Annotated in this window: 21 protein-coding genes and 1 other annotated feature; of the genes, 19 read left to right on the plus strand and 2 right to left on the minus strand. The window is 25.1% G+C overall.

Annotated features, from left to right (window positions below):
- Nucleotides 1–109: 109 nt before the first annotated feature.
- From ABCP60_RS03050 to ABCP60_RS03065, 4 genes are all read left to right on the plus strand, one after another.
- Nucleotides 110–1,261: a cyclically-permuted mutarotase family protein gene (locus tag ABCP60_RS03050; protein ID WP_176579606.1), complete on the plus strand. Its 1,152-nt coding sequence runs from the start codon at nucleotides 110–112 to the stop codon at nucleotides 1,259–1,261.
- Between the two features lie 50 nt (nucleotides 1,262–1,311).
- A complete protein-coding gene (locus ABCP60_RS03055) occupies nucleotides 1,312–1,764 on the plus strand; it encodes a YhcH/YjgK/YiaL family protein (protein WP_092926298.1) in 453 nt (150 codons plus the stop codon).
- Nucleotides 1,765–1,908: 144 nt separating this feature from the next.
- The gene (locus ABCP60_RS03060) at nucleotides 1,909–2,661 is read left to right on the plus strand and encodes a creatininase (RefSeq protein ID WP_202819468.1); all 753 of its coding nucleotides are present in this window, start codon (nucleotides 1,909–1,911) and stop codon (nucleotides 2,659–2,661) included.
- A 122-nt stretch (nucleotides 2,662–2,783) separates the two neighbouring features.
- Nucleotides 2,784–3,296, plus strand: coding sequence for a DNA topology modulation protein (locus tag ABCP60_RS03065; RefSeq protein ID WP_343101214.1), 513 nt, complete (start codon nucleotides 2,784–2,786; stop codon nucleotides 3,294–3,296).
- A gap of 84 nt (nucleotides 3,297–3,380) precedes the next feature.
- Here ABCP60_RS03065 and ABCP60_RS03070 read toward each other — a convergent pair whose 3' ends face one another.
- Nucleotides 3,381–3,809 carry an EamA family transporter gene (locus ABCP60_RS03070; RefSeq protein ID WP_166505245.1) on the minus strand — a complete coding sequence of 143 codons (429 nt, stop codon included), beginning with the start codon at nucleotides 3,807–3,809 and terminating at the stop codon, nucleotides 3,381–3,383.
- A gap of 230 nt (nucleotides 3,810–4,039) precedes the next feature.
- Here ABCP60_RS03070 and ABCP60_RS03075 point away from each other — a divergent pair, with 230 nt between their 5' ends.
- Nucleotides 4,040–5,179: an AI-2E family transporter gene (locus tag ABCP60_RS03075; protein WP_166505246.1), complete on the plus strand. Its 1,140-nt coding sequence runs from the start codon at nucleotides 4,040–4,042 to the stop codon at nucleotides 5,177–5,179.
- Nucleotides 5,180–5,267: 88 nt separating this feature from the next.
- On the opposite strand, the gene ABCP60_RS03080 is transcribed toward ABCP60_RS03075, so the two are convergent.
- Nucleotides 5,268–5,606 carry a phage holin family protein gene (locus ABCP60_RS03080; protein ID WP_092926290.1) on the minus strand — a complete coding sequence of 113 codons (339 nt, stop codon included), beginning with the start codon at nucleotides 5,604–5,606 and terminating at the stop codon, nucleotides 5,268–5,270.
- A gap of 211 nt (nucleotides 5,607–5,817) precedes the next feature.
- Here ABCP60_RS03080 and ABCP60_RS03085 point away from each other — a divergent pair, with 211 nt between their 5' ends.
- The 14 genes from ABCP60_RS03085 to asrB all read left to right on the plus strand — a co-directional run bounded on the left by ABCP60_RS03085 (nucleotide 5,818) and on the right by asrB (nucleotide 21,262).
- Nucleotides 5,818–7,455: a dynamin family protein gene (locus ABCP60_RS03085; RefSeq protein WP_195237074.1), complete on the plus strand. Its 1,638-nt coding sequence runs from the start codon at nucleotides 5,818–5,820 to the stop codon at nucleotides 7,453–7,455.
- A 4-nt stretch (nucleotides 7,456–7,459) separates the two neighbouring features.
- Entirely contained in the window at nucleotides 7,460–9,142 is a 1,683-nt protein-coding gene (locus ABCP60_RS03090; protein ID WP_195237075.1) for a dynamin family protein, read from the plus strand.
- Between the two features lie 81 nt (nucleotides 9,143–9,223).
- Complete coding sequence (locus ABCP60_RS03095) at nucleotides 9,224–10,309, plus strand: glycosyltransferase (RefSeq protein ID WP_195237076.1); 1,086 nt, start codon at nucleotides 9,224–9,226, stop codon at nucleotides 10,307–10,309.
- Nucleotides 10,310–10,394: 85 nt separating this feature from the next.
- Complete coding sequence (locus tag ABCP60_RS03100; RefSeq protein ID WP_343101215.1) at nucleotides 10,395–11,855, plus strand: UDP-N-acetylmuramoyl-L-alanyl-D-glutamate--2,6-diaminopimelate ligase; 1,461 nt, start codon at nucleotides 10,395–10,397, stop codon at nucleotides 11,853–11,855.
- Between the two features lie 148 nt (nucleotides 11,856–12,003).
- Nucleotides 12,004–12,963, plus strand: coding sequence for a DUF2232 domain-containing protein (locus ABCP60_RS03105; protein WP_343101216.1), 960 nt, complete (start codon nucleotides 12,004–12,006; stop codon nucleotides 12,961–12,963).
- 4 nt (nucleotides 12,964–12,967) lie between these two features.
- Entirely contained in the window at nucleotides 12,968–13,699 is a 732-nt protein-coding gene (locus tag ABCP60_RS03110) for a glycerophosphodiester phosphodiesterase family protein (RefSeq protein WP_092926278.1), read from the plus strand.
- A gap of 60 nt (nucleotides 13,700–13,759) precedes the next feature.
- Nucleotides 13,760–14,009: a binding site (T-box leader), on the plus strand.
- Nucleotides 14,010–14,119: 110 nt separating this feature from the next.
- Nucleotides 14,120–15,325, plus strand: coding sequence for a tyrosine--tRNA ligase (gene tyrS, locus ABCP60_RS03115; protein ID WP_092926276.1), 1,206 nt, complete (start codon nucleotides 14,120–14,122; stop codon nucleotides 15,323–15,325).
- Nucleotides 15,326–15,533: 208 nt separating this feature from the next.
- Complete coding sequence (locus ABCP60_RS03120; RefSeq protein ID WP_166505253.1) at nucleotides 15,534–16,064, plus strand: hypothetical protein; 531 nt, start codon at nucleotides 15,534–15,536, stop codon at nucleotides 16,062–16,064.
- 195 nt (nucleotides 16,065–16,259) lie between these two features.
- Nucleotides 16,260–16,607, plus strand: coding sequence for a DUF4870 domain-containing protein (locus ABCP60_RS03125; protein ID WP_092926272.1), 348 nt, complete (start codon nucleotides 16,260–16,262; stop codon nucleotides 16,605–16,607).
- 177 nt (nucleotides 16,608–16,784) lie between these two features.
- The gene (locus tag ABCP60_RS03130; protein WP_092926270.1) at nucleotides 16,785–17,711 is read left to right on the plus strand and encodes a DMT family transporter; all 927 of its coding nucleotides are present in this window, start codon (nucleotides 16,785–16,787) and stop codon (nucleotides 17,709–17,711) included.
- 278 nt (nucleotides 17,712–17,989) lie between these two features.
- Nucleotides 17,990–18,541, plus strand: coding sequence for an NADH peroxidase (locus ABCP60_RS03135; RefSeq protein WP_092926268.1), 552 nt, complete (start codon nucleotides 17,990–17,992; stop codon nucleotides 18,539–18,541).
- Between the two features lie 121 nt (nucleotides 18,542–18,662).
- Nucleotides 18,663–19,343 carry a Crp/Fnr family transcriptional regulator gene (locus ABCP60_RS03140; protein ID WP_092926266.1) on the plus strand — a complete coding sequence of 227 codons (681 nt, stop codon included), beginning with the start codon at nucleotides 18,663–18,665 and terminating at the stop codon, nucleotides 19,341–19,343.
- Between the two features lie 118 nt (nucleotides 19,344–19,461).
- Nucleotides 19,462–20,469 (plus strand): anaerobic sulfite reductase subunit AsrA, encoded by a 1,008-nt coding sequence (gene asrA, locus ABCP60_RS03145; RefSeq protein ID WP_166505256.1) that lies wholly within the window; start codon nucleotides 19,462–19,464, stop codon nucleotides 20,467–20,469.
- A gap of 1 nt (nucleotide 20,470) precedes the next feature.
- The gene (gene asrB, locus ABCP60_RS03150) at nucleotides 20,471–21,262 is read left to right on the plus strand and encodes an anaerobic sulfite reductase subunit AsrB (protein WP_166505257.1); all 792 of its coding nucleotides are present in this window, start codon (nucleotides 20,471–20,473) and stop codon (nucleotides 21,260–21,262) included.
- Nucleotides 21,263–21,270 lie beyond the last annotated feature (8 nt).

The raw sequence follows: 21,270 nt of genomic DNA on the forward strand, positions 1-21,270 counted from the left end.
TCTTAAAGTATATAAAATTGATAAATAGTTTTTGACTAAAATAAATACCTCTACAAATTATATCTATAATTTTTAGTTTTAAAAATATATTATTTATTGGAGGTAAGTAATGAGAAAGCTAACAAAGGCTATGGCAATTGCAATTTCATCTACGTTTATACTAGGTGCAAGTACTATGAATTATACTGGAAATGCAGGTGGAAATGATGTAGATAGAATACTCTGGGAACATGGTGGTGACTTAGAGGCACAATTTGGACAAGATAAAAATATAGGTACTGCAGGTTTACTTGCGGGTAAAGATGGCGAATATATAATAGCTGGTGGAGGAGCAAATTTCCCAGATAAACCAGTTTTAGATGGAGGGGCTAAAAAGCTTTATCCAGATGTGTATGTACTAAAGGAAGAAGATGGAAGACTGAAGCAAGTTAGCCATGAAAAACTAAATTATGAAATTGGATATGGGAGCTCAATTACTGATAAAGAAGGGGTTTACTATATAGGTGGAAGTAGTAATGAAAAAGAAGCTGATAATGTAACTTTATTTACAGTTAATAAAAAAGGAAAACTTAAAGAAAAGCACATAGGAGATTTACCATTTACACTTAGCGATGGAATAGCAGTTAAAAAAGATAGATATATATATGTTGGTTTAGGAAAGCAAAATGGAACACCTAGTAATAAGATGTATAGATTTGACATAAAAAAAGGTGAGACTAAAGAGTTAGCACCTATGCCAGGAGAAGCAACTAGAAACCAAGCTGTAGCTCAAATATTAGGTGATGATATATATGTATTTAGTGGTGGAGATAAAGTAGCATATACAGATGGATATAAATATAACATAAAAAATAATAAATGGGAAAAGGTTTCTGATATTAAAATAAATGATAATAAAATATCTTTATTAGGAGCAAGCTCAGTGAAACTTAATGAAGAAGAAATGTTAGTTATAGGTGGATTTAATAAAGAAATATATGATGATGCAGTTTATAATCTAGATAACTTAAAAGGAGAAGAATTACAAGCCTTTAGACAAAAATATTTTGGTGCAGATCCTCAGGAATTTAATTGGAATGAAAATATATTAATATATAATGCAGAAGAAGATAGCTGGAAAACTGTAGGAGAAATTCCATTTAATGCACCTTGTGGAGCAGGTCTAATACTTAATGGAAATAAGATATATTCAATAAATGGGGAAGTAAAACCAGGTGTTAGAACAGAAAGAACTTTTGTAGGAACAATAATTAATGAGTAGCTATCAAGGTATAAATTTAAGTAAAGACTTTTAAGATAGGGGGAAAATTTATGATATTTGGCAATATAGAGCATATAAAAAATTATCCTAATTTAAGTAAAGACCTACTTAGGTGTTTTGAATATGCTAATGAAAATGATTTAAAAAGCTATGAAAAAGGGACATACACTATAGATGGAAAAGATATATTTGTAAATATAGTAGAATATGAAACTTATGAGAAAGAAGAAAGATTTTGGGAAGCTCATAAAAAGTACATAGATATTCATTTAATGATAGATGGATGCGAAAGAATTGACTTAAATTTCATAGAACAATTAACTCAAAAAGATTATGAAGAAGAATCGGACTTTTTACCTCTAGAAGGTGAAAATAATGGATATGTAGAATTAAGAAAAGGAAATTTCTTGATTTGCTATCCAGAAGATGCTCACATGACAGCTATAAAAGTAAATGAAAAAGAATATGTAAAGAAAGCTATATTTAAAATTATAATAAGATAAATATAAGAGAGGGTATATGCCCTCTCTTATTAAAGTATAAAAATTAAATTTTTATTATTGGTAAATTTAATTATTTAAACTTGTTAAATACATTTTTTTATATGATATAATTTATACAGTAGTATTAATAAAGGAGTGATTTTTATGACACTAATGGCAGAAATGACATGGTATGAGTTTAATGAAAGAAAAGACAAAGATGTAGTAATATTACCTATAGGGTCTGTTGAACAACATGGACCACACTTACCATTATCTACAGATACTATAATATCTGAGGGATTCTCTAAATTATTAGGAGAAAAAACAAATTCTATAGTAATGCCTTCTATAAATTATGGATATAAATCTCAACCGGCATCAGGTGGAGGTCCATTATTTCCAGGTACTATAGATTTAAATGGAACTACTTTAATAGAGTTAGTAAAAGATATTTTAGAAGAGTTAATAAGAGATGGTGTAAGAAAAATAGCTATAGTAAACTCTCATTTTGAAAATCAAGCATTTTTACTAGAAGCCATAGATTTAGTAAGCAAATTTATGCCAAATGATACTAAAATAATAATGATGAGCTGGTGGGACTTAATAAGCCAAGATACTATTGATAAAGTATTTGATGAAATAGAGTTTCCAGGATGGGCATTAGAACATGCAGCTATAACAGAGACTTCATTAATACTTAAATTTGCTCCACAACTAGTTCATATGGATAGATTAATAGATGAAAAAATAGAAGAAGTACCAACTTATCATGTATATCCAATACCAAAGGATTTAGTTCCAAAATCAGGATTATTAGCCATAGGAAGAACTAGTTCTAAAGAAAAAGGAGAACTAATAGTAAATGAAGCTTTAGACAAAATGGTCAGTATAGTAAACAAAGAATTTATAAAATAAACAAGAATATTTTGCTATAAAAATACATTAAAAACCTATGGCTATAAATAACTAGCAATAGGTTTTTAATGTATTTACTATTATTTTAATTTATTAATATTAAAGTTTTGGAGGAAATTAAAATGAAAATTGCAATAATTGGTTATAGTGGAAGTGGAAAATCCACACTTGCTAGGAAGCTTTCAAAATATTATAAGGCACCTGTTTTATTTCTCGACAGAGTTAATTTTTTGCCCAATTGGATTGAACGTGATAGAGATGAAGGGCGTTTGATAGTATGTGATTTTATGAAAAATGATTCTTGGGTGATAGATGGAAATTATAGTGATTTTTTTCAAAAAGAAAGATTAGAACAAGCTGATAAAATAATTTTTTTGAATTTTCCACGTAGAATTTGTATTTATAGAGCATTAAAGAGGTATTTTAGATACAAAAACACAACTCGTGAAGATATGGCTAAAGGATGTATAGAGAAAATTGACTTAGAATTTATTTGGTGGATTCTTTATGAAGGCCGCACTAAAGAAATACGCAATCATTATAAACAAATAGAAAAAAATTTTAAGAATAAAATAGTAGTTTTGAAAAAAGCAAAAGAAGTTAATTTGTTTCTACAGAAAATAACAAATTCATAGTATATAGTAAATAAAAAAATTAATTACTATGTACTATGAAATATATAGTTAATATTTTTATTGTCTTGATATGTAATATAAAATTTATCCTAAGGCAACAAATATAGTACCAATAGCTATAAATAAAACGCCTATTATACCTTTTACACTTATTTGTTCTTTAAATATTAAAATAGAAAAAATTACAGTTAAAACTACAGATAACTTATCAATAGGAGCTACTTGCCAAGTTTTACCTGCCTTTAGTGCTATATTTAAAAATAACCAAGACAAAGCACCAGATACGCCAGCAAATACTAAGAATAGTAAGTCTTTTTTATGACTTAAAAGAGAAGATAGATTAGAAAAATCTCCTTTTATAAAAGATACTAATACTAAAAATACTCCCATTATAACTGCTCTAACACTAGTAGCTAGTGAAGGAGACAAGTTAGTTACTCCCACCTTAGAAAAAACTGTTACAAAACTTGCACTGATAGCCGCTAAAAGTGCATAAAATAACCAATTACTCATAAAACCTCCTTGCGAATTAATATTAAATGTTAATTAAAAATAAATGAAAATAAATATCAATAACTAAAATAATACTTTATAAATCTTATATAGTCAATAAATATTTAAATGCAATAAAAAATTATATAAAAAATAATAAAATATTATATCTTGTTTGAAAACATACTAATTTAAACTTGTTTGTTGTATAATTTAATAATAAACAATCAACAAAAGGAGAGTCAAAATTTATGAGGGATTTTAAACTGAAAAATCAATTTATACTAGCAACTTATATAATTATATTATCCTTTTTATTATTAAATATAAAAACTGTAGGAAATGTTTTAAACACTACACTATCTATATTAAAACCTTTTATAATAGGATTAGCTATAGCATTTTTACTAAATGTACCTATGAAATCTTTTGAAAATAGATTAATAGGAAAAATTGTTAAAAAATATAATATAAAGAATTCAAAAATTATTATAAGGATAATATCATTAATATTAACACTTATAACAATAGGGCTATTATTAAGTGCATTTATAAACTTAGTAATACCACAATTAGTAAAAAGTACTTCAAGTTTAATAAGTAGTATTCCGCAGGATATAGACTCATTACAGTCTTATATAACAACTTATATGTCTCATATAAATATATCAGATAATTTACATCACAGTTTATTATCAGGAGTTGATAAGATGTCAGACTTTATGATAAAAACTTTAAATTATTTTATATCTAATATAGTTGGAATTACTTTTTCAATAACATCTATAATAACTAACTTATTATTAGGTTTTGTTATAGCCATATATATGTTACTTAGCAAAGACAAGCTTATAGTTCAATTTAAAAAGGTGATATATGGTCTTTTAAGTGAAAATATGGCAGATAAAATAATGAGCATTATTAAATTAGGCGATGTTAAATTTTCAAAATTTATAGTAGGACAATGTACAGATGGTATAGTTATGGGAAGTTTATGTTTTATAGGTATGACCATATTTAATATGCCTTATGCTATATTAATAAGTACATTAATAGGAATTACAGATTTAATACCGATATTTGGTACATTTTTAGGAGCAGCTCTTTCTGCTTTGATATTATTTATGATAAAACCTGTAACAGCACTTTACTTTATAATAATGATAGTTATAATTCAGCAAGTAGAAGGGAATTTTATATATCCATTTATAGTAGGAAATTCCATAGGATTATCATCATTTTGGATATTAGTTCCTATAATAATAGGTTCATCAATGTTTGGAGTATTAGGGATCCTAATAGGAGTACCTCTTTTTAGTATGATATATACTTTATGTGGTGGGTATATAAATAACAGGATAAAATCAAAAAATATAAATATACAAAAATAATTTGATACTTGTATTTATTTTATATAAACAATTAAAATAATATAAAAAGGGACTAAAGTTGGCTTTTAGTCCCTTTTTATATTATTAATTAGTCTAATATACTATATAAAACACTATTTACAATAGATAGCAATATAGATGCACCTATTGCACTTAAAGTACTATTTATATAAACTCCATTAACAAATGAGAATGCTAGCTTTAAAACTAATCCATTTATAATTAGTGAAAATAACCCTAAAGTTAAAACTGTTATAGGGAATGAAAAGAACTTAAGTATAGGCTTTATAGTTAAATTAAGTAATCCAAATATTAATGTAAGTATTATTAATGACTTAAAAGAACTTATATATACGCTATTTAAAAGTAAAGATACTATATATAAGGATATAGCATTAACGACTATAAATAATGATGCTTTTCTCATAGTAAATCTCCTTTCAAAATATTACAAATTTATACAAATATTAAATCATATATACAATAATATTTCAAGTTAGTATAATATTTAAGATAATTAGATCATATACTTTAAATATGGTTTTGTTTTTAATTTTGTCTATATATTAAATTTATATACACTACACTTATTAAAGTAAAAATATAATTAAATTAATTTACCAAAAAAGGATGATATTATGTATAATTCAAGATATGAAGAATTAAACAATATTATGAAAATTATTACACCTATAGAAAATGAAATAAATAATATTACAAAGTATATATATACCAAAGATAAAACAAAATCAATATATATTATAGATTATATACAAAAAGAGATAAATAAATTAAAAAACAATGTAAAAGAGCTAGAAAATCCATTTGTACTTTGTATAGTGGGTTGTGGGAACTACGGAAAATCAACTCTTATAAACTCATTAATAAAAAGGGAGGTAGTAGCTACAAAAGATATACCAAGTACTTGGAAGGTTGATGTTTTTTTAAAGAGTAATTTAGAAAAAATAGAGATAATATATGACAACGAAGAAAAAATTTTAAAAAGTATACAAGGTGGATATAGATTACTGAAAGATGAAGAAGATAAGTACAAAAAATCTAAAGAAAAAATATATAGATTAGTTCAAGAGCTTAAAAAAGAAAATACAAAAACAAAAAAAGAACTTAAAGAATACAAAAGAGAATTAGAAGAGAAATATTTATATAAACCTCAAATATGTAAGGTTAAATATTACTTAAAAGAAGGAAATTTAATAAATGATTTTACTATAGTAGATACACCGGGACTTAACCAAAGTCTATTAAATACTGATAAAAAAGTAGAGCGATATTATGAGATAGCAGATGGAATTATATGGGTAATAGATGCTCAAAATATAGTATCTAGTGAAAATACAAAGCTTATAAATGAAATTAATGATATAGATAAAAATTACACTAACAAAAATATAATAGCTGTTGTAAATAAGATTGATATAATAAAAGAAAAAGATCTAGATAAAGTTAAAGATAAATGTGAAGAATTATTTAAAGATAAGTTTAAAGACATTGTATACATATCAGCTAAAGATGCTATAAAAGGAATATTAAATAAAGATTATTACTATATACAGAAAAGCAATATAGAAAAATTATATAAAAGTATAGATGTTAATTTTAAAAAACTTTGTGAAAATAAGCAAATAGAATCCAAATACAAAAATTTATATATAACTAAAAGTAATATAATACAATCTATATACTCACATAAGAGAGAATTATACAAAGACTTATCTATATATAATGAAATAGATTATGAATTAAAATACACCTTAGATAATATAAAAAAGGATGCTCTAAGTTATATAAAAGATATAGATATAGAAATAAAGGACCATATAATAAGTTTGCAAAATAAATGCAATAATGATTTTAGTAATATATATGATATAATTTATAAAAAATCAAATTTCAATAAAGACTCCATTTATCAAAAAATAGATACTAATATAAATTTAGATAAAATCCAGGTACCAATTCAAAAACAATTAAAAGATAAAGCAAAAGAAGATAAACTAGAAAATTTATTTAATAAATTTTTAGTTAAAGCATTTAATGAAGACGTAAATTATAAACCAAATTACCTATCTATAAATAAAGAACTCATAACAAAAGACATAGAAAAAATATTAAAAGATAATATAAATACTATAATTTCAAACATAGAATATATAAAAAATCATAGTTTTGAAAAAGTATATATAGACTATAAGTATATAAATATTTATATAGACTTCCTAAACAATATAGAAAGAATTTTAAATACTTTGGGGTGATATTTTGGAAAATAATAAAGGTATATGTATAGTTAAAGAAGAAATATTAAATTCACCAATAAGAAAAAAGTTAATTGAAGATTTAAATTTACCATATAAAAATACAATAAAAGAACCATTACAAGAAGTGGTTGAACTTATTAAATCTATAGAAAGTAATAAGGAAGAACCATTAAAAATTGTTGTGTTAGGAGAAGTTAAATCAGGAAAATCAAGCTTAGTAAATTCATTAATAGGAGGGGATATAAGTGAAGTAGATGTACTTGAAGCTACTTCTAGTATAATAGAAATAGTATATAGTAACATGCCATATACTAAAACATATAAAGACATAACAAAGGTGGGTCTTAATATAGATTATTTAAAAAAGATAAATATAGTAGACACACCAGGGTTAAAGAGCATAACTGTAAACAATGAAGAAAAAACTTTAAACTATATAAAAAATGCTGATTTGATATTATTTGTAATAGATGCAACTCACCTAGGACAAGAAGATGTAATAGAAGCGCTTGATTTGATAAGTGAGTATAAAAATAACATTATAGGTATAGTAAATAAGTGTGATTTATTAAGTTCTGATAAAGAAGAAATTATAGATTATATAAAAGATGAATATGGAATATATATAGATGAATTTTTTATGATATCTTCATATCTTGAATACCAAGAGAAGGTATTACCTAAGGTAAAAACAAAAAGTACTGATTTAGTATTATCAAACTATAATGATTTAAAATACGAATTTAATAGATTAAATGATTATATAAATTATCTAATAAAAAATTCTCAAGAAGAAAAAAATAGTAGTATAAAATCATCTTTAGATAGAATAATACACAAAGATATAGTTTGCCATAATGATTATCTAAAGACTTTATATGTTTTAGATGATGAATTATTAAGATACAATAAATTACTTCAAAACAAAAGAGACTATATAAGTTCAAAGATGGATTTTGAGATAAAGGATTGGGTAGATAGAATATTTTTTAGTGATGAAATACAAAAAATTAAATTAAATATAGATTTAGCTAAGTTATACATAAATGAAGGATATATAAATGAATTAGTAAACAAGAAAAAAATAGAATTGGATAATTTATTTTTTAATGAGTGGAGTCAGTGTTTAAAAGAAATAAGCAATGAAATGGATGATGATATAAAAAGATATATAAATGATATAACATATAAAAATGAATGCATAGATACCCAAAGCTTTAAATTAGAAAAAAACCAAGCAACAGTAAATGAATTATTAGCAGTAGTAGGAACAGGTGCAGTGCTTGGGGCAACTTCGGGTACAGTTGTTTCAATGTATAGTGCAATACTTGGAGCATCGGCAACTTCAACTACTATATCAGCAGCACTAATGACTTATTGTCCACCGCTATTAATAGCAGGGACTATAAGTGGAGCAGTAGGGAAAGTTATATATGATAAAGTACAAGATGATAAAAAAAGCAAGGAATTGCTAAATGATATAGATACTTTTATAGAAAATCTAAAGTATAAAATAAGTGAGAATCTAAAAGATATATATGAAAATTATAGTATAGAGATAAACTATACAACACTAGAAATACTAAAAAATATAAAAGGTATACAAACTAACAAACACGAAATAGAAGATACAATTAAAGAAATAAATATATATATAGATAAATTAAAAACATATATACATTAATGAAAATTCAGTACAATAAACACAAAAAATGTCATTTTATCATACATTGAAGTATAACTTTTAATTAAGGGAGTAAATAGTATGATTACTATAAGTTTATGTATGATAGTAAAAAATGAAGAAAATATTTTAAAAAGATGTTTAGATAGTATTTATGATATAGTAGATGAAATAATAATAGTAGATACAGGGTCAGTAGATAAAACAAAGGAAGTTTGTAGAAATTATACTAACAATATATATGATTTTAAGTGGATTGATGATTTTTCAAAGGCTAGAAATTTTTCCTTTGATAAAGCAACCAAAGATTATATACTTTGGTTAGATGCAGACGAGTATTTAGATGAGAAAAATAGAAAAAGACTTATAAACTTGAAAGAAAATTTAAATGAAAGTATAAGTGTTATATCTACAGAGACTCATATGTGTATAGATGAAAATAATAATCCTAAAATAGTAGCTAGAAGAAATAGAATAATCAAAAGAAATGAAGGTTTTAAGTGGGTAGGATATGTTCATGAATATATATCTATAGAGGGTATAAATGAAAGTAATGTATATGATAGTGATATTTGTATAATACATGATAAGGTAAAAAATATAGATGATAGAAATCTTAAAATATACGAAAAAAAACTAAAAGATGGCAAAATATTAAGCAATAGAGATTTGTATTATTATGGAAGAGAATTATATTGTAATTTAAAATATGAAAAATCTATAGAAATATTAAAAGAATTTATAAAGGTAAGTAAATTTAAGGAAGAAACGGTAGATGCATTATGCAAAATAGGAGAATGTTATATAAAACAAAAAGAATACAAACTAGCAAGGATATATTTATATAAAGCCTTTGAAGAAGATATACCAAGAGCTGATATAATGTATAATATAGCTTATTCATTTGAAGAGGAGGAAAAATATTTACAAGCTATAAGTTGGTATAAAATAATACTTAATACTGATATATCTTGTGATACTAACCAATGCATTAATATGAGTTACTTAAGATTTAAACCTCATTTAAATCTTTGTTGCTGTTATTATGAATTGAAAGATTTACCAAGGGCTTATTATCACCATCAAAAATGTATGGAATTAAATCCAAATGATGAATGTGTAAAATGTAATGAAAAGTACTTTAATTCTATAATAAAAGAAAGATAAGGTGGGGAGACCCACCTTAAATTATATATCATAAAAAAATCATATGTAAAATATACTGTATTAAACAATAGATAAGGAGGATATGATGATATTAGATAAAATTTTAGAGAATGTAGATACTTTAAATATATATGGAGACACAAATATTGATATAGATAATATATATTATGATTCAAGAGAAGTAACAAAAAACAGCATGTTCATATGTATAAAAGGATATAATACTAATGGACATTTATATATAGAAAATGCTATAAAATCTGGAGCTAAGGCATTTTTAATAGAAGAAGATATAAATATAGATAATATGGATAAGTATACATTTATAAAAGTAAGTAATACTAAAGAGGCCATGGCAAAAATTGCATCTAATTTTTATAATGAGCCAAGTACAAAATTAGATGTAATAGGAATAACAGGAACAAATGGGAAAACTAGTGTATCAACTCTTTTAAAGGAGATATTAAATAAAGTTAATAAATGTGGTCTTATAGGAACTATCGAAATAGACAACTCAAAGGAAAAAATAATACCTAAAAATACAACTCCAGAAAGTTTAGACCTTCAAAAAAGTTTCAATGATATGTTAAAAAATAACTGTAAATATTGCGCTATGGAAGTATCTTCTCATGCACTTAGCTTAGGTAGAGTGAAAGATACTAGTTTTTTAATGGGATTATTTACAAACTTAACTGAAGAACATTTAGATTTTCATAAAAATATAGAGGATTATAGAAACTCTAAAGAAAAGCTATTTTATATGACAACAAAAGCAAATATAATAAATATAGATGATGAACATGGCAAAATTATATTAAATAATATTAAAAACTTAGATATACCTGTATACACTTATGCTATAAATGAACATGCTGATTTTATGGCAAGTGATATTATATTAGAAAAAGATCATATAGAATATAAAGTAAAAACTCCAACTTATGAAGATTATATCTATGTAAATATACCAGGAAAGTTTAGTGTATATAATACATTGGGAATAATAAGTATTTGCTACATATTAGATATAGATATAAACATAGTTAAAGAAGTATTTAGAAATACTAAAGGCATTAAGGGTAGGTTTGAAAGTATAAAAAATAATAAAAATCTAAATGTTATAGTAGACTATGCACATACTCCAGACGCTTTAGAAAATATATTAAAAGCTTCAAAAGAATTTACAAAAGGCAAGGTAATAACAGTGTTTGGATGCGGAGGAGATAGAGATAGACTAAAAAGACCTATAATGGGAAAAATAGCACAAGAATACTCTGATGTAGCTATAATAACATCAGATAATCCAAGATGTGAAGATCCCCATAAAATAATTAATGATATATTAAAAGGTATTAATATAAAAAAGGATAATTATATAATTATAGAAGATAGAAAAGAAGCAATATATAAGGCAATAGATATGGCAAATGATAAAGACTTAGTTATAATAGCGGGAAAAGGACATGAAGATTATCAAATAATAGGTAAGAAAAAGCATCCTTTTGATGATACAAAAGTAGCACTTGAAGCTATAAATTTAAAGTAGGCAACAAATAAACTCATATATATTAATAAAAGGAGCTGTGAATATTCACAGTTTCTTTTATATTATAATAAAGCATGCTTTATTATTTTTTTTAGAAGTATTATAATATACGGATAAACTAAATAAAAATTAAAAGGTAGGTAATTTGATGAATGAAACTAAAAAGTTAACAGAGTCAGCAATACTATCCGCACTATTTGTTATAAGTACCTTACTATTTATAGGAATTGGTTTTGGATATGCACTTTACATAGATTTTATAGTTCCTGTATTTTTTTCAATAGTAGTACTTAGATGTGATTTTAAGTATTCAGTACTTTCTGGGATAACATCACTTTTAATAGTATGGTTGATACTTGGGAATATAGGTATAGCTATATGGTGTAGCCAAAGTGTAATACTTGGAATACTTTGTGGCTACTTTATAAGTAAGGATACATCTATTATGGATGATATGGTATATACTTCTTTTATAGGCGTTGTACTTATGGTATTTGTAGATATATATGCATCTAAATTAATAGGATACAGCTTTATGAAAGAGTTTCAAGGATATATAAATATACTAAAATCCGGAGAATATGTACAAGTTATTTATTATATACTTATAGCTGCATTTCCTTTTGGAACTGTATTTTCTATATATATATTATCCTTATTTATGTGCAAGAAATTAAATATGTTAAAAGGAAATATAAATAAAAAATTTGAAATTATAGCTAACTTTAGAAGACTTTCAAGATTTGTATGTTGTTCTAAAAATGTATTTTATGTATTATCAGTATACATTTTTATAGTAGAAACTTTTAAAGCGTTTAATATAAACATAGATAATACATATCTAAAAACTATAATAATAAGTATAGAGTATCTATCATTTTACTTTGTGATAAAAGATGGATATACAGCAATACAAAATTATTTATTATCTAAAAATAAGAAAGTAGCTCATATAAGAATATTATCGATTTTAATGTTAATAGCATTAGTATTAATATTTAAGATAACTACATTTATTATAATCATAATTAATATAATATTAGATATAAAGATAAATATAAGAAATCAACAAATAGGAATATTAAATAATATATTAAGTAGAGGGTGAAAATGTGGTTAAGGATGTAAGTTTTATCAAAAAATGTCCCTTTTCACATAGAGGACTTCATAATGATATATATCCAGAAAACTCTATGGGGGCTTTTATAAATTCTATAAAATATAACTATGGTATAGAATTAGATGTACAACTTACAAAAGATAAAAAGGCAGTAGTATTTCATGATGAGTTTTTAGAAAGAATGACAGGATATAAAGGTACTATAAATAATATGACTTATAATGAAATAAGCAAACTAAGGCTATTAAACACTGATGAAAAGATACCTCTTTTAGTGGACGTATTAGATATTGTAAATAACAGGGTACCAGTCTTAATAGAATTAAAGGCTCTTGGAGATGCTATAGATATGAGTAGTGAGGTTTATAAGATAGTAAAAAATTATGAAGGTAAGTTTGCTATACAGTCTTTTAATCCAAGGGTACTTCTATGGTACAAAGAAAATGCAAATAATTTAATAAGAGGGCAAATATCATTTGATTACAAAGACACAATAATAAAATGGTACAAAAAACTATTTTTAAGGGGAATGATACTAAATATCAAAACAAAGCCTGATTTTGTATCTTATGATATAAAAAGTATTCAAAGTCAAAGGATTCAGTTAATTAGAAAGAAGATGCCAGTTATAACTTGGACTATACTTGATTGTAATCAATATAAAAAAGCATCCAAATATGCAGATAATATAATATTTGAAGGTATAGATCCAAATAAATGTTAAAAAGTATTGACAAAATATAATTTTAAGAATATATTATAGACATAAATGAAAAAATATTAATATAAAGCTATGATAAGAATTAGTAGGATTAATGTATTCTAACAGAGAGTTTCCGGTAGGTGAGAGGAGCAAGAAAAGTTAATTTGAATACATCTTGGAGCAGTTTTCCTGAAAGATAACAACCACTAGGGAAAAACGGAGTAGCATACGTTATAATGCTAGGGTATAATTTTGTACCTAATGAGGTTAATACTGTGAGGTATTAATAAATTAAGGTGGTAACACGTAAGCACAAGCTTTCGTCCTTTTGTAAGGATGAAGGCTTTTTTAATACAAAAAAGTTTTATATCCTTAAAAAACGATTTGCTAAAAAATAAGACTTAAGCAAATTTATAAATATAAAATAACAGGAGGGTAAATATGTTTAATTTAGATGAACAAGTAAAAATTATATTAAAAGGTGTAGAAGATTTAATAGATGAAAAGGACTTAAGAGAAAAATTAACTAATGCTCACAAAGAGGGAAGACAGTTAGTTGTTAAGTTAGGTCTTGACCCATCAGCACCAGATATACACTTAGGGCATACTGTTGTTCTTAGAAAAATGAAGCAATTACAAGACTTAGGACACAAGGTAGTAATAATAATAGGAGACTTTACAGGAAAGATAGGAGATCCAACTGGAAAATCTCAAGCTAGAAAGGCATTAACTACAGAGCAAGTTTTAGAAAATGCAAAAACTTACCAAGAACAAATATTTAAAGTTTTGGATAAAGAAAAGACAGAAGTAAGATTTAACAGTGAATGGCTAGGAAAGTTAAACTTTGAAGATGTTGTTAAATTAGCTGCAACTATAACTGTTGCTAGAATGTTAGAAAGAGAAGACTTTAAAAAGAGATATGAAAGCCATACTCCAATATCAGTACACGAATTCTTCTACCCATTAATGCAAGGATATGATTCAGTTGCTATAAAAGCTGATATAGAATTAGGTGGAACTGACCAAAGATTTAACTTACTTATGGGTAGAGCACTACAAAAAGAATTTGGTCAAGATTCTCAAGTAGTTATAATGATGCCTATAATAGAAGGACTAGATGGCGTTAATAAAATGAGTAAGAGTTTAGGAAACTACATAGGAGTAGATGAAGAAGCTGGTGTAATGTATCAAAAAGCTATGGAAATACCAGATTCATTAATAGTTAAATACTACAACTTAGTAACTGATGTTCACCCTGATGTAGTAGCTGAAATAGAAAAAGATTTAAAAGAAGATAGAAAAAATCCAAGAGATATAAAAATGGAACTTGCTAAAGAAATAGTAAGATTATACCACGGAGAAGAAAAAGCAAACTTCGCTGAAGAAAGATTTAAATCAGTATTCCAAAAAGGACAAATACCTGTTGATATATTAACAGTAGAAGCAGATGCTAATGATTTTGATTTAGCTCAAATAATAGTTGATAACAAGTTAACTCCAAGTAAAAGTGAATTAAGAAGATTAGTTAAGCAAGGTGGAGTTAAAGTAAATAGTGAAAAAATAGCTGATTTACAAGAAGTAGTAGCTGAGGGTGAATTAGTAGTTCAAATAGGTAAGAAGAAGTTTATAAAAGTAGTTGTAAAATAATATAATTAAAAGAGATATAAGAAACTAACTTATATCTCTTTTTGGATTAATATCCTAATATACCTCACATTATACTAAATGATAAAATATATTATACTAAAGATTAATAGATGATATAACAAGTACTAATTAGAATAAAGCAGTTGTAAAAAATAATGATAAATGTTATATTTTATCTATTAAAGACGAAAAAGAGATGAGGAGCTATATGTATTTACCAAGTAAAATAACTAAAATATTATCTAATATGAATAGGTCTTATATCATATACTATAGTAAAGGAAAAATAACATCTGTAGTAGTTGACAATAAAAATATAACTATAAGTGCTAGTACAAAAGGATATTTAATAGATATAAAAGGTTCTAAAGTTATATTAAATGATCTAAAATCAATCAAACCTTTACTTATGAAGTTTAGCACAAGTCAAGTTGATAAAAGCAAAAGTTTTAAGATATCAGAGAATTTAGTTGAGTTATTTGCTGAAAATGAAAAGACATTTGCTGTTGAGTATTTAAATGGAAATGTAATATCTATTATAATGGATAAACCAAGTGTAAAGATAGAAAAAACTGCAACTGGATATTTTTTAGAGATAAATTATAAAGAAATAGCAGTAGATAGCTTAACAGATGTTAAAAGGTTTTTATCTAAAATGAATATAATAAATGAAAATCAAAAAGAATCTAACAAAAATCAAGAAGAAGATCTATATAAACAATTAAAGCTAGATATATAAAATAAATTTTTGATATATACAAAAATCATATTTCATATATCTTTAATATGAATATAATATTTTTGGAAGTGGATATGACTAGAAATACACATGTATTCATGAGGAGAAGGGAAATTTTATAAAAATGTTTTCCTGGGAAATTTTTAATACTTAAATTTTATATAGTTTATAAACTATGTAAGAAAGGATATAATTATGGATGATTATAAAAAATCAATATCTAGAGAAAATATTATAATGCTTTTAATGGCAGGTGGAATTATAGTTTTTAATTTTATAGGGTTTATAATATCATACTTTGTATGGAAAGATTATAGTAAAGACTCAGACTTTATAGCTAGAAATGGTAGAAGACTTTTGAATTTTCACATATCATTTTTTATATATGAAATAATATCTGGATTATTAGTATTTTTGCTAGTTGGAATGGTATTATTACCACTAGTATCAATAGCCTATTTAGTACTTAACATAATAGCTATGATAAGATATGGATCATATAGAGATTATGATTTCCCATTTACACTTAACATTATAAAATAAAATAAAAAGAACTACATTTAATATATTATGTAGTTCTTTTTTTATGTACTAATTAAATTATATATAAAAATAAAATTATTTGAAAATTATGAATAAAAGAAATGTTAATGTATTTACAAAATATGTCTAGTATATTAATGTTAATAGTGAGTTATATCAAAAAAAAGGGGGAAAAAGATGAAAAAAACATATATTTCACAAATAGGATTACTAATAGTTGCTATGATTTGGGGAAGTGGATTTGTAGGAACACAATTGGCGCTAGATGGGGGACTTACCCCACTGCAAATAATAACACTTAGATTTTTTATAGGAGCGCTTTTGATAAATTTAATCTTTTTTAAACAGATAAAAGAAAATGTGAGCAAAGATGCAATAAAGTATGGTTGTATATTAGGATTTTTTCTATTTACAGCCTTTGTTGTCCAAACTATAGGGTTAGTTTATACAACACCATCAAAAAATGCATTTATAACTGCTACTAATGTAATTATAGTTCCGTTTATAGGATTTTTAATGTATAAACAAAAACTTGATAAAATGGGTATAATAAGTAGTATATTAACAGTTATAGGAATAGGTATACTATCGCTTGAATCAGATTTTTCTATTAATTTTGGAGACTTTTTAACTTTAGTATGTGCTTTTGGATTTGCATTTCATATATTCTTTACAAGTAAATATGCTGTAAGGTATAATCCAATAGTACTTACAGCTATACAATTTAGTGTGGCATTTATACTTTCATTATTTACACAAATACTTATGGGAGAGGGAAGTATAAATGCTGGTATAGATGGATATCTAGGTGTATTATATCTAGGAGTATTTAGTACTACTGTTTGTTTTTTGGTGCAAACTATATGTCAAAAAAGTGTTGAAGGAAATAAGGCTGCTATAATACTTTCAACAGAAGCAGTATTTGGAACAATTTTCTCTGTAATTATATTAAAAGAACTAGTAACATTAAGAATGATTTTAGGAAGTTTTATAATATTTGTAGCCATCATAATGGCTGAAACTAAACTATCTTTTTTAAAGAAAAAAGACATATACATAGAAGAAGCATGTATAGAATCTAACGAAGATACAAGTAAATCTTAATATACATTATATAAAATTAATAATTTAATATAAAAATGGGAAAATAAGGTTGTAATTATGACTGTATGGATGGTAAACTTATATTTGTAAAAAATTTAAATTTATTGTTTAGGGGATGCTACACCGGGTATATATAAAATATGATCGATAAGATATTAAATATCTTGTTTATAAATAATAAGAATTTATTATTTAGTTAATGTATTTTAGGGTATATAGTATAGTAGTTAAATAATGAATTTAAATTAAATTAATATATAAATTGGAGGAGTATAATCATGAAAAAATTTGTTTGTACAGTATGTGGATACATACATGAAGGAGAAACTGCACCAGAAAAATGTCCAGTATGTGGAGTTGGAGCTGATAAGTTCGAAGAAATGAAGGGTGAAATGGTTTGGGCTGACGAACACAGAATAGGTGTTGCTAAAGGTGTAGACGAAGAAATATTAGAAGGTTTAAGAGCTAACTTTACTGGAGAATGTACAGAAGTTGGAATGTACTTAGCAATGAGTCGTCAAGCTGATAGAGAAGGATACCCAGAAGTTGCAGAAGCTTACAAGAGAATAGCATTTGAAGAAGCAGAACATGCTGCAAAATTTGCTGAATTATTAGGGGAAGTTGTTGTAGCTGATACTAAAGCTAACTTAACTGCAAGAGTAGAAGCTGAATATGGAGCAACTGAAGGAAAATTAAAAATAGCTAAGAGAGCTAAAGAATTAGGATTAGATGCTATACATGATACAGTTCATGAAATGTGTAAAGATGAAGCTAGACATGGTAAAGCATTCTTAGGATTATTAGAAAGACATTTTGGAAAGCAAAACTAATTATAGTTTAAATAAAGGGGTCATCTCATATGAGATGGCCTTTTTTAATTTTTATAATAATATGTGATATACTAATTAAGTAGATAAATAAAACTATAATAAGAGTGAATATGGTGAAGAGATGATAAAAAGCAGTTATATAGATAATATAAATATATTTAAAAATTTAAAAGATGAAACAAAAGAAGAACTTAAGAAATATAGCAACACAATAAAATTAGAAAAAAATGAAGTTTTATTTGAGGAAAAAGAAAAAATAAATAATATATACTTTGTTATAGATGGAAAAGTATCTATATTTAAAATAAATGAAAATGGCGATAGAAAAGTAATATTTATATTAAATGAAGGCGAAATGATTAATGAAATAACTACAGATAAAAAAAGAGAATCATCAGTATTTTGTGAAGTCTTTGAGAACGCCACTATACTAAAATATAATATAAATGATTTTATAAAGGTTATGGAGAAAGATTTTTACTTAACTAAAAATATAATAAATTACATGGAAAGAAGAAATAGAAGATTATATAGACAACTAAAAAATTCAATTTCTATAAAAATGGATAAAAAGTTAGCAGCTAAATTATATAGAATAAGCAAAGAATTTGGAACAAATAAAGGAGAATGGACATTAATAGATGTAAATATAAGCATAACTTATTTATCAGATATGCTAGGATGTAAAAGAGAAACTTTATCAAGGGCAATGAAAACACTTCAAAATGAAGGATTAGTTAAATTAGAAAATAAAAAAATATTTGTTAAAGAAAAAGGATTATCAGAGTACTTTAAGAAATAGTAAAACATTAAAGTTTTGCTATTTCTTTTTATTTTTATAAAAACGTGATATTAATCACGGAAAATAATTATAATAAATGTTAAAATTTTATCAATAGAAAAGGGAAAAGGTGATTGTTGTGAAGATAAAATTAAGCAAAGAAAATTTTAATGAAAAATTGAAAACACTTAGTAATGAATATAAAATATTAGCACCAGTATCATTAGAATATATGGGAACTTTCTCAGATACAGACGTTGTAAGATATAAAGAAGTAAGTTCTTTAGATGAAATGGAACTAAATAGAAAATCAAACTTTTCTGCCAAGGAAATAGTATTTCCTATAACACAAATATTATTTTATTTTACAGAAAATGAATTTAAGGAAAGCGATATTGATGATAAAAAATTATTAATCTTTTTAAGAGCATGTGATATAAATGCAATGAAAAGACTAGATGAGATATATTTAAAAAATGGAATTGATGAAGATTATTATTACAAAAAATTAAGAGAGAAAGTAAAATTTGTTCTTGTTGGATGTAGAGAAAGTTTTAGAAATTGTTTCTGTGTAAGTATGGATTCAAATAAAACGGATAATTATTCTATGGGAATTAAAATAGACGATAATGAAGTTTTCCTAGAAATAAAAGATAAGGATTTAAAAATATTTAATGGAGAAAAATGTGAATTTGAAATAGATTTTGTAAAGGAAAACTTATTTAATATAGAAGTGCCACAAATAGATAAAATAAACTCTAAAGAAATATCTAAACATGAAATGTGGCAAGAGTATAACTCAAGATGTATAGCTTGTGGAAGATGCAACTTTGTATGTCCAACATGTTCTTGTTTTACTATGCAAGATGTTTTTTACAAAGAAAATGAAAAAGTAGGTGAAAGAAGAAGAATATGGGCAGGATGTCAAGTTGACGGCTTTACAAGTATGGCTGGAGGGCATGAATTTAGAAAAACTAAGGGTGAAAGAATGAGATTTAAAACAATGCATAAAATATATGATTTCAATAAGAGATTTGGCTACAACATGTGTGTAGGGTGTGGAAGATGTGATGATGCTTGCCCTCAATATATATCATTTTCAAAATGTATAGAAAAAGTAAATGAAATAAGTAAGGAGAGAAAGTAATATGAATTCGTATATTCCAGTAGGAGCTAAGATAATAGATATAGTTAAACATACAGATATAGAGTGGACTTTTAGAGTAGAATGTAGTACTAAAGATGTACTTCCAGGAAAATTTTATGAGATATCAATACCTAAATATGGAGAAAGTCCAATATCTGTAAGTGGATATGGTGATAATTATATAGATTTTACAATAAGAAGTGTAGGAAAAGTAACTAATGAAATATTTAATTATAAAATAGGAGATAAATTCTTCATAAGAGGACCATATGGAAATGGTTTTGATATAAGTATATATGAAAATAGAGAAATAATAGTAGTTGCAGGAGGAAGTGGAATTGCACCAGTTAGAGGAATTGTAGAATATTTTTATAATAATCCTCAAAAATTCAAAAGCTTTAAATTAATAGCTGGATTTAGATCACCACAAGATATATTATTTAAAGATGATTTAAAAAGATGGGGTGAAAAATTAGATGTAATAGTTACTGTGGATAAAGGTGAAAACGATTATAAAGGTAATGTTGGTTTAGTTACAAAATATATACCAGATTTAGAAATAAAAGATGTAAATAATACATCAGCAATAGTAGTAGGTCCTCCTATGATGATGCATTTTACAGTAGGCGAATTTTTAAAAAGAGATTTGGCAGAAAATAATATATGGGTTTCTTATGAAAGAAAAATGTGTTGTGGAGTAGGTAAGTGTGGTCATTGTAAAATGGATGATACTTATATTTGCATAGATGGGCCTGTATTTGATTATTCTTATGCTAAAAATCTTATAGATTAGGAGGGAAT

It is taken from the genome of Romboutsia sp. MSSM.1001216sp_RTP31141st1_G3_RTP31141_220114 (genome assembly GCF_039031195.1).
Taxonomy (GTDB): Bacteria; Bacillota; Clostridia; order Peptostreptococcales; family Peptostreptococcaceae; genus Romboutsia_C; species Romboutsia_C hominis.